13 protein-coding genes are annotated in these 12,424 nt (G+C 77.1%); 10 read left to right on the plus strand and 3 right to left on the minus strand.

The window, feature by feature from the left end; translation table 11 throughout:
- The first annotated feature begins 142 nt into the window (after nt 1-142).
- Genes CLV52_RS05150 through CLV52_RS05165 form a run of 4 tightly spaced genes read left to right on the plus strand, consistent with a single transcriptional unit; the run spans nt 143 to nt 4,492 of the window.
- Entirely contained in the window at nt 143-736 is a 594-nt protein-coding gene (locus CLV52_RS05150) for a TetR/AcrR family transcriptional regulator (protein WP_133765194.1), read from the plus strand.
- Entirely contained in the window at nt 733-1,968 is a 1,236-nt protein-coding gene (locus CLV52_RS05155) for an MFS transporter (protein ID WP_133765195.1), read from the plus strand. The genes CLV52_RS05150 and CLV52_RS05155 overlap by 4 nt, the downstream gene beginning before the upstream one ends.
- Nucleotides 1,965-3,188 (plus strand): type III PLP-dependent enzyme domain-containing protein, encoded by a 1,224-nt coding sequence (locus CLV52_RS05160; RefSeq protein ID WP_133765196.1) that lies wholly within the window; start codon nt 1,965-1,967, stop codon nt 3,186-3,188. Before CLV52_RS05155 ends, CLV52_RS05160 begins: the two co-directional genes overlap by 4 nt.
- Entirely contained in the window at nt 3,185-4,492 is a 1,308-nt protein-coding gene (locus CLV52_RS05165) for a D-arabinono-1,4-lactone oxidase (protein ID WP_133765197.1), read from the plus strand. The genes CLV52_RS05160 and CLV52_RS05165 overlap by 4 nt, the downstream gene beginning before the upstream one ends.
- Nucleotides 4,493-4,610: 118 nt before the next feature.
- Here the strand turns inward: CLV52_RS05165 and CLV52_RS05170 are convergent, their stop codons facing one another.
- Entirely contained in the window at nt 4,611-5,552 is a 942-nt protein-coding gene (locus CLV52_RS05170) for a quinone oxidoreductase family protein (protein ID WP_133765198.1), read from the minus strand.
- Nucleotides 5,553-5,611: 59 nt separating this feature from the next.
- Between CLV52_RS05170 and CLV52_RS05175 the strand changes: the two genes are divergently transcribed.
- Nucleotides 5,612-6,037, plus strand: coding sequence for a MarR family winged helix-turn-helix transcriptional regulator (locus tag CLV52_RS05175; protein WP_246017967.1), 426 nt, complete (start codon nt 5,612-5,614; stop codon nt 6,035-6,037).
- A 15-nt stretch (nt 6,038-6,052) separates the two neighbouring features.
- On the opposite strand, the gene CLV52_RS05180 is transcribed toward CLV52_RS05175, so the two are convergent.
- The gene (locus tag CLV52_RS05180) at nt 6,053-7,237 is read right to left on the minus strand and encodes an MFS transporter (RefSeq protein ID WP_133765199.1); all 1,185 of its coding nucleotides are present in this window, start codon (nt 7,235-7,237) and stop codon (nt 6,053-6,055) included.
- Nucleotides 7,238-7,254: 17 nt separating this feature from the next.
- Nucleotides 7,255-8,178: a S1C family serine protease gene (locus CLV52_RS05185; protein WP_133765200.1), complete on the minus strand. Its 924-nt coding sequence runs from the start codon at nt 8,176-8,178 to the stop codon at nt 7,255-7,257.
- Nucleotides 8,179-8,278: 100 nt separating this feature from the next.
- Between CLV52_RS05185 and CLV52_RS05190 the strand changes: the two genes are divergently transcribed.
- From CLV52_RS05190 to CLV52_RS05210, 5 genes are read left to right on the plus strand one after another with little or no spacing between them, the layout of a single operon-like run.
- On the plus strand, nt 8,279-8,644 hold the full coding sequence (locus tag CLV52_RS05190) for a BlaI/MecI/CopY family transcriptional regulator (protein ID WP_162850718.1): 366 nt from the start codon (nt 8,279-8,281) through the stop codon (nt 8,642-8,644).
- Complete coding sequence (locus CLV52_RS05195; RefSeq protein ID WP_133765202.1) at nt 8,641-9,450, plus strand: M48 family metalloprotease; 810 nt, start codon at nt 8,641-8,643, stop codon at nt 9,448-9,450. The genes CLV52_RS05190 and CLV52_RS05195 overlap by 4 nt, the downstream gene beginning before the upstream one ends.
- 16 nt (nt 9,451-9,466) lie before the next feature.
- Nucleotides 9,467-10,096 (plus strand): DUF5134 domain-containing protein, encoded by a 630-nt coding sequence (locus CLV52_RS05200; RefSeq protein WP_246018035.1) that lies wholly within the window; start codon nt 9,467-9,469, stop codon nt 10,094-10,096.
- Between the two features lie 14 nt (nt 10,097-10,110).
- Nucleotides 10,111-10,839 (plus strand): YcnI family copper-binding membrane protein, encoded by a 729-nt coding sequence (locus tag CLV52_RS05205; protein WP_133765204.1) that lies wholly within the window; start codon nt 10,111-10,113, stop codon nt 10,837-10,839.
- A complete protein-coding gene (locus tag CLV52_RS05210; protein WP_133765205.1) occupies nt 10,836-12,419 on the plus strand; it encodes a copper resistance CopC/CopD family protein in 1,584 nt (527 codons plus the stop codon). Before CLV52_RS05205 ends, CLV52_RS05210 begins: the two co-directional genes overlap by 4 nt.
- Nucleotides 12,420-12,424 lie beyond the last annotated feature (5 nt).

Below are 12,424 nucleotides of genomic sequence, written 5' to 3' on the forward strand. Positions count from 1 at the left end.
TCTCGAGGCTCGCTTCGCTCGCACCTCGACCGGCGGGGGACGTGGGGCGGACGCGCCGCTGCGCGCTCTCGACCCGCGGCGGCCGGAGCGCTACTGTGCGCGGAGTTGGACGCTCGTCCAACTCCCGGCTCGGAGGTGCGCGGTGCAGCGGATCGCGGTGGAGGACCGGCGGGCGGCGCTGCTCGCCGCGGCGGTCCGCGTGATCGCCCGCGGCGGCATGGCGCGCGCCTCGACCCGCGCGATCGCGGCCGAGGCCGGCATGCCGACCGCGAGCTTCCACTACGTCTTCACGTCGCACGCGGCGATGGTGGAGGAGCTGGTCGCCGCGATCCTCGCCGCGCAGTCGGTGGCGGTCGCGGGCTCCGTCGCCGAGGCGGGCTCCCTCCGCGAGTTCGTGGGAGGCGCCCTCCAGGGCTGGCTCGACCGCGCCGCCGAGGACCCGGAGGTCGAGGTGGCGCTGCACGAGATCGTCGCCTGGTCCCGCTCCTCCGCGGAGCTGCGCCGGCTCGCGGAGCGGGTCTACGACGGCTACGCGGGCTCGATCGGCGCGTTCGTGCGCGCCGCGGAGGAGCGGTTCGCGGTGCGCTGGGCCGTGCCGCGGGAGGACGTCGCCCGCTTCGTGCTGGTGATCACCGACGGCGTCGCGGCGCGCTGGCTCGTCGACCGCGACGACGCGGCCGCTCGGCGCTCGCTGGCGACGGGCGCGGGCGCCGTGCTCGGACTGGTCGAGGCGTGACCGTCGTCGAGCCCGCGGTCCGCGTCGGCGCGCGCTGGATCGGCGGCTTCGCCGTCGCCTGGCTGGGCGTCTGGCTCGCGCAGCTCACGGTCATCCAGCTGCTGCTGCCCGCCCAGGTCGCGGGCACGACCGGCGAGCACGGCTTCGTCGACACGATCATGCGGTTCGGCTGGGTGTCCGCGGCGGCCGGCGTCGCCGCGCTCATCGCCTTCCCGGTCGTCGGCGCGCTGTCGGACGCGACGGTCTCGCGGTTCGGCCGCCGCCGCCCCTGGATCGCGGTCGGCACCGCCCTGTTCGCCGCGGGGCTGCTGCTGCTCGGCCTGCAGACGTCGGTCGTCGGGATCGCGCTCGCCTGGTGCGTCGCCCTCGCGGGGTTCGCCGCGGTGTCCTCCGCGCTGACCGCGCTCATCGCCGATCAGGTGCCGGTCGAGCAGCGCGGCGTCGTGTCGGCCTTCGTCTCCGTGCCGCAGGCGGCGGGCACGATCCTCGGCCTGCTGCTCGTCGAGGCGCTGGCGCTGTCCCGGGCCGGCTCGTACGCCCTCGTCGCGCTCGTGCTCGTGGTCCTCGTGGTGCCGCTGCTCCTCCGCATACCGGACGCGCCCGCGTCGGCGCCCGCCGCGCGACCCGGGATCCGGCAGATGACGGCCTCCCTCTGGATCGACCCGCGCACGCACCCCGACTTCGCGTGGACGCTGACGGGGCGCCTGCTCGTGAACCTCGGCAACGCGCTCGGCACGAGCCTCCTGCTGTACTGGCTCGCGGACGGGCTCGGGGACCCGCACGCGGAGGACGACCTCATCCCGCTCGTGCTCGTCTACCTCGTCGCCCTGGTCGTCGCGAGCCTCGTCGCCGGCCGGGCCAGCGACCGCACCGGGCGCCGCCGCGCCTTCGTGGGCGCCGCCGCCGCGCTGCAGGCGGTCGCGGGGCTGCTGCTCGCGCTCGTGCCGTCCTACGGCACGACGCTCGTCGGCGGCGCGCTGCTCGGCGCGGGCTACGGCGTGTTCCTCGCGGTCGACCAGGCGCTCGCGACGCAGGTGCTGCCCGATCCGCAGGACCGCGGGAAGGATCTCGGGATCATGAACGTCGCCCTCGCGGTGCCGCAGGCCTTCGGGCCCATCGTCGGCGCCGCCCTCATCGTCGCGTCCGGCGGCTTCGGCGCGCTCTTCGTCGGCGCCGGGGTGCTCTCCGCGCTCGGCGCGGTGTCGGTCTCGCGCGTGCGGGGCGTCGCGTGATCGCGCTGCCGCCGCCGACGGCCACGCCGTGGACGGACCCGACGCGGTTCTGGCCGGGTGTGCTGGAGGCGACCGCGGGTCTCGACGCCCCGCTCGGCGTGCTCGAGCTCGACGCGCTCGCCTGGAACGCGCACGACCTCGTGCGCCGCGCGAAGGGCACGCCGATCCGCCTCGCCTCGAAGTCCCTGCGGGTGCGGGAGGCGATCGAGTCCGTCCTCGCGCTGCCCGGCTGGCACGGCGTGCTCGCCTACTCGCTGCCGGAGGCCCTGCGCCTCGTCGCTGCCGGGATCGACGACGTCGTGCTCGGCTACCCGGTCGTCGACCGCGCCGCGCTCGCGGCGCTCGCCGCGGACGAGGAGGCGGCCGCGCGGATCACCCTGATGATCGACGCGGTGGCGCAGCTCGACCTCGTCGACGCGGCCGTGGCGCCGGCCTCCCGCCCGCCGCTGCGGGTCGCGCTCGACCTCGACATGAGCATCGACCTCCCCGTCCTCGGGCACCTCGGCGTGCGGCGCTCGCCGCTGCGGGACGCGGCGGCCGCGATCGCGCTCGGCCGGCACGTCGCCGCGCGGCCGGGGTTCCGGCTCGTCGGGCTGATGGGGTACGAGGCGCAGATGGCCGGGGTCGTGGACCGCTACGGCGCGAACCGCGCCTACGAGCGGATCATCGCCGGGGTGAAGCGCCGCTCCGCCGAGGTCGCGTTCGCGCGGCGGGAGGCCGCCGTGGCGGGCCTCCGTCAGCTGACCGATCTCGAGTTCGTGAACGGCGGCGGGACGGGCTCGATCGAGGCGACGATCGGCGACTCCTCCGTCACCGAGGTCACCGCCGGGAGCGGGCTGTTCGGCGGCCACCTGTTCGACCGGTACCGGACGTTCCGCCCCGCGCCGGCCGCCTCCTTCGTCCTGTCGGTGGTCCGCGTGCCGAGCGCGGGCGTCGCGACGCTCGAGGGCGGCGGCTGGATCGCCTCCGGGCCCGTCGGACCGGACCGGCGGCCGCTGCCGGTCTGGCCGCGGGGCCTCGACTACGAGCCGCGCGAGCAGGCGGGCGAGGTGCAGACGCCGGTCCGCGGCGGTCGCCTCGCGGTCGGCGACCGGGTCGTGCTCCGGCACACGAAGTCGGGGGAGCCCGCCGAGCGGCTCGCGGCGTACCGTCTGGTGCGGTCCGGCGCGCTCGTGGGGGAGTGGCCGACCTACCGCGGCGAGGGGGCGACGTACTCGTGACCGGGCGGACCTGGACGAACTGGGGCAGGACGAGCCGCTCGACCCCGGCCCGCGTCGTGCGGCCGCGCAGCGCGGAGGCCGTCGCGCGCGCCCTCCGCGACGCGTCCGCGGACGGCCTCGCCGTGCGGCCCGTCGGCGCGGCGCACAGCTTCACCGCGCTCGCGCGGACCGAGGGCGTGCTGCTCGAGACGACGGGCCTCGCCGGCCTCCGGAGCATCGACCGCGACCGGGGCCGGATCACGGTCGGCGGCGGCACGACGATCGCGGCCGTCGCCCGCATCGCGGGCCGGTTCGGGCTCGCGTTCCAGAACCTCGGGGACATCGACCACCAGACGATCGCGGGCGCGATCGGCACCGGCACCCACGGCACCGGCGGCGCCTTCGGCCCGATCGCCTCGCAGGTCGTCGGGCTGCGGCTCGTCACGCCCGCGGGCGAGGTGCTCGACCTGGGCGAGGACGATCCGCTGCTGCTGGCGGCCCGGGTGTCCCTCGGCGCGCTCGGCGTCGTCACCGCCGTCACCCTGCAGCTCGCACCCGCGTTCGGCCTCGCGGCCGATGAGCGGGCCGAGCCCCTCCGGCCGGTCGTGGAGGGCTTCGCCGACCGGGTCGCCGCGGCGGACCACTTCGAGTTCTACTGGTTCCCCGGCACCGAGCTGGCGCTGACGAAGACGAACACCCGCATCCCGCTCGACGAGGTCGGCCCGCAGGGCTCCCGGCTGCAGCGGCTGATCGACGACGAGGTCCTCGCGAACGGGCTCTTCGAGCTCACGTGCCGGCTCGGCCGGCGCGCACCGCTGCTCGTGCCGACGATCAACCGCATCGCCAGCCGCACCGTCGCGGAGCGCTCGTACGCCGCGCCGTCCCACGCGGTCTTCACGTCGCCGCGGCGGGTGCGGTTCGCGGAGACGGAGTGGGGCGTGCCGCTCGAGGCGCTGCCGGAGGCCTTCGAGGCGTTCCGGTCCGCGGTCCGGCGCAGCGGCCTCCGGATCTCGTTCCCGGTCGAGGTCCGCGCGGTGGCCGCGGACGAGTCGGCCTGGCTCAGCACCTCGTACGCGCGGCCGACCGCCTACATCGCCGCGCACTGCTACCACCGCGACGTGCGGCGGGAGTACCTCCGCATCGCCGAGCGGGTGTTCCGCGGGTTCGACGGGCGGCCGCACTGGGGCAAGCTGCACACCCGCGACGCGGCCGACCTGCGCGGCCGCTACCCGCGGTTCGACGACTTCCTCGCCGTGCGGCGCCGTCTCGACCCGGGCGGGCTCCTCCGGAACCCGCACCTGGACCGGGTGCTCGGACTGCCCTGAGGCGGGGGTCCGGGCAGGCGCCTCGGAGTGCGCTGATGCGGCCGGAACGTGCTGATGCTGCTCGGCGGGGGACCGCATCAGCGCGTTCGAGCCGCAGGAGCCGGCCCCCGAGCGAGGATCACGGGACGAGGACGATCCGGTCGTCGGTCCGCGCGGTCCACGCCGCGGTCACGTCGCGGAGCGGCACGGCGCGTGTCGGGACGTCGTAGCCGCCGCGCATGATCTCGGCCGCGAGCGCGGGCAGCTCCGCCACGATGGCGCGCGGCGACACCGACCCCTGCCCGCTGCCGACGAGGCGGAGATCGGTCGCGCGCAGCGCGGCGGACGGGATGGGCGACTCCAGGCCGCCCGTGGAGCCGATCTCGACCCAGTGCAGGGGTCGGCCGTCGTCCTCCCGCGCCGGCACGATCCCGCGCAGGGCCGCCGCGGTCGCGTCGCCCCAGACGTAGTCGAGCACGACGTCGAGCGACCTGCCGGCCTCCGCGAATCCGGCCGCTGCGCCGTCGCCGAGCTCGATCAGCGCGTCCGCGCCGAGGGCGGGCAGCGTCGCGAGCTTCCGGACGTCGCGCCCGGCGGCCGTCACATGGGAGGCTCCCAGTCGCTTGGCGAGCTGCACCGCGAGCCGTCCGGCGCTCCCCGTCGCGCCGAGCACGAGGACGCGCGCGCCGGCGGGCAGGGCGATGCGCTGCGTCAGCGCCATCCACGACGACATCGCGGGGTTCATCGCGGCGGCGATGCGCACCGGGTCGACGCCCTCCGGCAGCACCGCGCTGCGTCGGGGGTCGATGACGACCTGCTCGGCCATCGCGCCGTCGCGGGTGTCCGGCAGCACGAAGTACCGGAGGGCGCCGTCCGGCGCGCGGCCGACGCCGTCGACGCCCGGGACGAGCGGCAGCTCGTCGGTGCTCGTGTAGTGCGAGCCGGCCGCCTGCGAGCGCACGCGCGGATGGATCGCCGAGGCGACCAGGTCGACGAGCACCCCGTCCGGCCGGGCGGCGGGGGCGGGGATCTCGCGGAAGGCGGGCGGACGGTCGAACGACTCGACGACGGCGGCGTGCATGGCGGGTCCTCTCCGGATATGATTGGGAACACGAACCAAAGGAGTTTGGAGTACCAACGGTGTCAATCGACCCGGAGGACCTGGCGCTCCGCGACGCGCTCGTCAGGAGCTCGTTCGAGGTCATGGGGCGGCTGTCCCGCCTCGCCGCGGAGGAGGGCATGTCGCTGACGCAGCTGCGGGTGCTCGGCGTCCTCCGCGACCGCCGACCCCGGATGGCCGAGCTCGCGCAGGGGCTCGGCCTCGACCGGTCGAGCGTGACCGGCCTGATCGACCGCGCTCAGGCGAAGGGGCTCGTCGAGCGCGTCGCAGAGGAGGGCGACGGGCGCGGCGTCCGGGTGGTCCTCACCGCGGAGGGGCAGCGGGTCGCCGCGCTGCTCGCCGACCGCGTCTCGGAGCTGCTCGCGGACGCGGTCGCGCCGCTGTCGCCGGCGATGAAGCGATCGCTTCGCGAGGGGCTCGAGGCCACCTTCGTCAGCGGGTTCTGACCCCCTCGCGGCCGCTCAGCGGAGGCGCGCGGGTGCGGCGAACGCCGCGCCCGCTGCGGCGAGGACCGACGCGCCGAGCACCGCGGCCATCGCCCCGCCCGTGCCTGCCGCGCCCGCCAGCGCTCCCGCGATCGCCGTGCCCGCGCCGATCCCGACGCTGAAGGCGCTGATCGCCCAGCCGTTCGCCTCCGTCAGCGCGGTCGCCGGCGTCGCGGCGGCCGTGATCGCGAAGACCTGCGTCAGCAGCGGCGGCAGGAGGATGCCGGCGAGGAACGCGCCGACGAGCCACAGCGCCGGCGGCAGGCCGAACGCCGCCGTCGGCAGGTAGAGCACCGCGAGGAGCAGGAGGACGAACCGGAGCGCCCGCTCCGGCGGCGTCCGCAGCGGGAACCGCGCGATGAGCAGCGCGCCGACGAGCGCGCCGCCGGCGTTGATCGCGAGCGCCCAGCCGTTCAGCGACGCCGTGCCGCCCAGCGTCGCGAGCCGGGCGGCGCTGATCGTGAGCACGCCGATCGGGAGGCCGGCGGCGATCTGCACGACGACGAGCGTCCGCACCACCCGGGTGCGGAGGGCGGAGGGGTGCGGGCCGGTCGCGGGCTCGGCGGCGGCCGGCGAGGGGAGGACGCGGTGGAGGCAGAAGAGCGCGGTGCCCGCGAGCCCGGCGACGGCCATGACGACCACGGCGCCCGCCGCGCCCAGCCATGCGGCGAACCCGACCGCGAGCAGCGGGCCGAGGATGAAGAGCACCTCCTGCGCCGCGGCGTCCGCGCTGAAGGCCCGAGCGAGCTGGCGCCCGGGCGCCATGATCCGCGGCCACGCGCTGCGGAGCGTCGGCTCGAGCGGCGGGAAGGCGAAGCCGGCGACCAGGCTGCAGACGAAGGCGGCCGCCGGTGCGACCGCGACGAGCGCGGCGACGCCGAGCAGCGCGGCCGTCGCGACCGCCGCCGAGCCGAGCAGGACGGCCCGGGGCCGGCGCGAGCGGTCGACGAGGCGGCCGAGCAGGGGCGTGCCCGCGGTGGAGGCGATCACGTACCCGCCGGTCAGCGCGCCGGCGAACGCGTACCCGCCTCCGCCGTCCACCACGATCCGCACGAGCGCGAGCGCGCTCATCGCCTGCGGCAGGCGGCCGAGCAGGGAGGTCGCGAGCAGGGTGGTCGCGACGCCCGCCACCTGCGGACGGGCGGCGACGGTCTCATCCACCGTTCGAGCCTGGCAGATCAGGGCACGCGGAGCTCCTGCGGCTCGACGACGACGTCGACGAGCGCGCCGTTCCGCCAGACCGTCATCTCCATGCGGCTGCCGATCGCGCGCTCGACCATCTGCCGCGTCACGTCGCCGACCGTCGTGATCGGCGCACCGCCGAGGGAGACGACCACGTCGCCCGCGCGGGCGCCCGCCGCCGCGGCGGGGCTCCCGTCGATCACGGACGCGACCTGGACGCCGTTCGGGGAGCCGACCCGGGCGGCGATCTCGGGGCGGAGGCGGATCCGCGCGCCGGCGATCCCGAGCCACGCGCGGCGGACGCGACCCGACGTGCGCAGGGCGTCGACGATCTCCCGGGTCGTCGCCGTGATCGGGACCGCGAGCCCCAGCCCGACGCCGGCGACCGCGGTGTTCACGCCGACCAGCCGTCCGGCGCTGTCCGCGAGCGCGCCGCCGCTGTTGCCCGGGTTCAGCGCGGCGTCCGTCTGCACGACCTCGTCGACGACGCGGCCCGCGCGGGTCGGGAGCGAGCGGCCGAGCGCGGAGACGATGCCGGCCGTGACGCTGCCGGCGAGCCCGTGCGGGTTGCCGAGCGCGACGACGAGCTGCCCGACCCGCAGCCGCGCCGCGTCGCCGAACGGCACGGGCGGCGGGGTTGGGTCGTCGGCGCGCAGCACGGCGAGGTCGGACAGCGGGTCGCGGCCGATCACCCGCGCCCGTGCCTCGGAGCCGTCCGCGAAGGCGAGCTCGACCCGCTCGGCGCCCTCGACCACGTGCGCGCTCGTCAGCAGGTGGCCGGCGTCGGAGATCACGGTCGCGCTGCCCGCGCCCGTCCCGCGCGCCGTGCGGACGGTCACCGCGGCGACGGACGGCCCCACCGTCTCCGCCACCCGGATCACCGTCGTGGAGTAGGCGTCCAGCGCCTCCGCGTCGCTCATGCAGGGAGTGTCGCTCCGCCCCGATCGGCCTCCGGCGCGGTTCGCCCACGGCTGACGGGCCGCACTACACTCCACAAGTCGTAGAGCCGCGGAGGTGCGAGTGGTCGGGCGTCGGGCGCACGGGCAGCTGAAGACGACGGTGCTCACGCTGCTGCGGGAGGCGGACGCCCCCGTGACGGCGCGCATGCTCCTCGAGCGCTGGCCCGCCGGGGATCCGGTGCCCGCCTTCACGACGGTGATCACCGTGCTCACCCGGCTGCAGCAGGCCGGCGCGGTGGAGCGGATCGAGGGCCAGGAGGCGCGGTTCGCCCTCCGTCACGTCGCCGGGGGCGTGGCCGCCGAGTCGATGCTCGCCGCCCTCTTCGAGTCCGCGGACCGCGGAGCCGCGCTCATGTCCTTCGCGGAGCAGCTCGACCCCCGCGACCTCGACCTGCTGCGCCGCGCGGTCGGCGGCCCGACCCCGTGATCGTCCTCGCCGCGCTGCTCGCGCTCGCCGCCGCCTGTCTGCTCGGTGCGCCGCGGCTGCTCCGCCTCCGCCGCGCCGCGATCCGCCGGCCCCGCCTGCTGCTCGCGGTCTGGCTCGGCGTCTTCCTCACGGGCGCCGCGGCGGTCGGCTCCAGCGTGCTGTGGAGCGTCATGCTCGCCGTCGCGGACCGGCCCGGGCCGCTCGACGCCGGTTGGGTCGCCGGCGTGCTCGCCTGGGGCGCGCTGGCCGTCACGGGAGCCGTCGCCGCGCTCGTGCTCACGCGGGCCGAACCGCTGCTGTCCGGCCGGAGCGCGACGAGCCGCGACCTCGACCTCCTGGCCGCCGCCTGCGCCGACCGGGTCGAGCGGCTGCGCGGCGTGCAGGTGCTGTTCGTCCGCGCCGATCGCCCCGTCGCGTTCAGCTCGACCTGCGACGGCGGCCGGATCGTCGTCACGACGGCGCTCGCGGAGGGGCTCGCTCCGGGCGAGCTCCGCGCCGTGCTCGAGCACGAGCGCGCCCATCTCGCCGGGCGGCACGACGTGCTCCTCCGCGTCGCCCGCGTCAACCGCGCCTGCCTGCCCGCGCTCTTCGGTGCGCGCGCGTTCGACCAGGCCGTGCACCTCCTGGTCGAGCTCGCCGCCGACGACGCGGCCGCCCGCGCCTGCGGACCCGCGACCGTCGCGGCGGCCCTCCGCCGCGCGGCCGAACTCGAGGCGAACGAGTGGGCGGAGATCCGCGCCGCCCGGCTCGAGGCAGCTCGGCCGCGGACCCGCGCCGTGGGGATCGGAGCGCTCTACAAACTGTAGAGTGGGTGCCGTGACGATGGGCACGCCGCTGACCGCCTCGGTGGTCGCCGTCGTCTTCGGCACGCTGAGCGTCTGGTTCGCGGGCCGACTCGTGACGGGCCGCGACGTGCCCGACCGGATCTCGAACCTGCTCCACCTCCTGATGAGCGCCGCGATGGCCGTCATGCCGTACTCATGGGCGGCGCCCGCGCTGCCCCAGGTCGTCGTGTTCTCCGCGGGCGCGTTCTGGTACGCCGGCGCCGCGCTCTTCCGCCCCGCCGCGGACGCCGGGCTCGGCGTCGGGCACGGCGCCCACGGCCGCGTCGCCGGCCTCTGGTACCACGCGGGAATGCTGCTCGCGATGGTCTGGATGGCCGTCGCGATGATCCCCGCGTCCGCCGGCGACGACGCGGCGGGCATGGCCGGCATGTCGGGGATGGGCCACGCGCACGCCGCGGGCGCGGGCGGGCTCACCGGCGACGCGCCCTGGGCGCTCGCGATCTCGATCGCGCTCGGCGCGCTCTTCGCCGGCGCGGCCGTGTGGCTCGCCGGCCTCCTGATCCGCGAGGCGGCCGGCGCCGCCCACCGCCTCGAGATCGCCGACCTGACCGCCTCGACCCTCATGGCCGCCGGGATGTCGTTCGCGCTCCTCGCCGTCATGACCTGACCCCAAGGAGCACCATGACCTCGACCACGACCCGCCGGCCCTCAGCCCGACGCTGGGGGGCGCGCCTCGCGGCCGGCCTGGTCGGCGGTGCGGTCGCCGTGCTGCTCGGAGCGACGGCGGCCTCCGCGCACGTCCACGTCGACGGGGAGGACGCGACCCGCGGCGGCTACGGTGTGCTGACCTTCCGCGTGCCCACCGAGTCCGCGACCGCATCGACGACCGAGGTGACCGTGACGCTGCCCGCCGACCACCCGATCGCGTCGGTGTCGGTCGAGCCGGTGCCGGGGTGGACCGCGACGGTGACGACCGCGAAGCTCGCGAAGCCGATCGAGACGGACGACGGGCGGCTGACCTCGTACGCCTCCCGGATCGACTGGAAGGCCGACGCGTCGGCGGCGATCGAGCCGGGGGAGTTCCAGCGCTTCAGCGTCTCGGCCGGGCCGCTGCCCGACGTCGCCTCGCTCGCCTTCCCGACGACGCAGCGCTACAGCGACGGCTCCGTCGTCGAGTGGAACCAGCTCGCGTCGGGCTCGGCGGAGCCGGAGCACCCCGCGCCCGTGCTCGAGCTCGCCTCGGGCGACGAGGGCTCGGGGCAGACCCCGACGGAGGTGCGCACGGTGCAGGACACCGGCACCGCCACCGCAGCGCTGGCCGCCGCGATCATCGCCGTCGTCGCCGCGCTGGCGGCGCTCGTCGTCGCGGTCGTCGCCCTGCTGCGGGGGAAGCGGCGCGACGCCGCGTGATCCGGACCGTCCCGCGTCGCCGGGCCGCGGCGCTGCTCGTCGCGCTCGTCGGCCTGCTCCTCCTGCTGCCCGCGGCGCCCGCGTCCCCCCACGCGGTGCTCGTCGCGAGCGACCCGGCCGACGGGGCGCGGGTCGAGACCGCGCCCGCCGCCGTGCGGCTCACCTTCGACGAGGCGGTGACGGTGCCGCCGCGGGCCGCGACGGTGCTGTCCTCCACGGGCGTGCGGGTCGACCGCGGCCCGGTGCGGCTCGACGGCCGGGTGCTCGTCGTGCCCCTGCGGGCCTCGGTGCCCGCGGGCGTCTACAGCGTCTCGTGGCGCGTCGTGTCCGCGGACAGCCACGTCGTGGCCGGCTCGATCCGGTTCGGGGTGCGCCGCGACGCGACCGCGGTGGAGGGCCCCGTCACGACGGCGTCCCCGCTCGACCCCGCGTCCGCCGCAGCCGCCGGCCTCCTGTACCTCGCGGTCTCGCTCGGCCTCGGCGCCCCCGCCGCGGCGACCGCCTTCTGGCCGTCCGTGCGGCGCGGCCGCCGGGTCGGGCGGCTCGCGGCGGCGGGGCTGATCACCGCCGCCGTCGCCACGGTCGCCGAACTGCTCCTCCGCGGGCCGGAGGCGGGCGGCAGCGGCTGGGCCGGCGTGCTCGCCCTCCAGGACCTCGGGGCGACGCTCGCGAGCGGGCCCGGCCTCGTGCTCCTCGCGCGGCTCGTCCTCCTCGGCGCCCTCGCGGTCCTGCTGCGGCGGGCGCTGCTCGTGCCCGCGGGCGTCGCCGGCGTCGGCGTGCTCGTCACGGTCGCCCTGCTCGGGCACGCTTCCGACGGCGCCGCCTGGCTGCTCGTCCCCGCCGCCGTCCTGCACCTCGCGGCCATGGCGGTCTGGCTCGGCGGTCTCGCCGTGCTCGTCGCCGTCGTGCTGCCGCGCCTGCGCGGGACGCCCGGAGCCGCGCTGCGCGCCATGCGGCGGTGGTCGCTCTGGGCCTTCGTCTGCATCGGCGTGCTCGTCGTGACGGGGGAGGTCCAGGCCTTCCCGATCGTGGTGCCGCTGCCGTCGCTCTGGTCGACCGGCGGCGGCCGGCTGCTGCTCCTGAAGCTCGTGCTCGTCGCGCTGCTGCTCGTCGTCGCGGCGGCGCTGCAGCGCCGGGTCGCGGCCGGCCGGGCCGCCCCGCACAGCCGCCTCCGCCGCGCCGTGGCGGTCGAGGTCGTCGGCGTGCTGGCCGTGCTCGGCGTCACCGGCGTCCTCACCGGCAGCGCGACCGCGGCGGAGACCTACGGGCCCGCCGTGCAGCGGACGACGCCGATCGGCGCGGACCGGCTCGTCGTCGACGTCGACCGGACCCGCCGCGGCGCCGCGGTGATCCGCGTCCGCGCGGAGGACGGGGGAGCGCCCGTCCGCCTCGAATCGCTCTCCGGGACCCTCAGCACGCCGGACGTCGCCGCGCTCGACGTCGCGTTCCGCCGCGACGGCGCGGGCTGGCGCAGCACCGACGCGACCCTGCCGGTCCCGGGGACCTGGACGCTGACGCTCGACGCCGAGCGCAGCGCCACGACCGCCTATGCCGCGGAGGTCTCCTGGCCCGTCTGGTGACGGGA

The sequence above is a fragment of the Amnibacterium kyonggiense genome (assembly GCF_004364555.1).
Taxonomy (GTDB): domain Bacteria; phylum Actinomycetota; class Actinomycetes; order Actinomycetales; family Microbacteriaceae; genus Amnibacterium; species Amnibacterium kyonggiense.

Bases quoted from the DNA above. Each gene is read 5' to 3' on its own strand.
- CLV52_RS05200 (WP_246018035.1), top strand. From the start codon at position 9,467: ATGGGCACGCCGCTGACCGCCTCGGTGGTCGCCGTCGTCTTCGGCACG.
- CLV52_RS05185 (WP_133765200.1), bottom strand. From the start codon at position 8,178: ATGAGCGACGCGGAGGCGCTGGACGCCTACTCCACGACGGTGATCCGG.
- CLV52_RS05170 (WP_133765198.1), bottom strand. From the start codon at position 5,552: ATGCACGCCGCCGTCGTCGAGTCGTTCGACCGTCCGCCCGCCTTCCGC.
- CLV52_RS05205 (WP_133765204.1), top strand. From the start codon at position 10,111: ATGACCTCGACCACGACCCGCCGGCCCTCAGCCCGACGCTGGGGGGCG.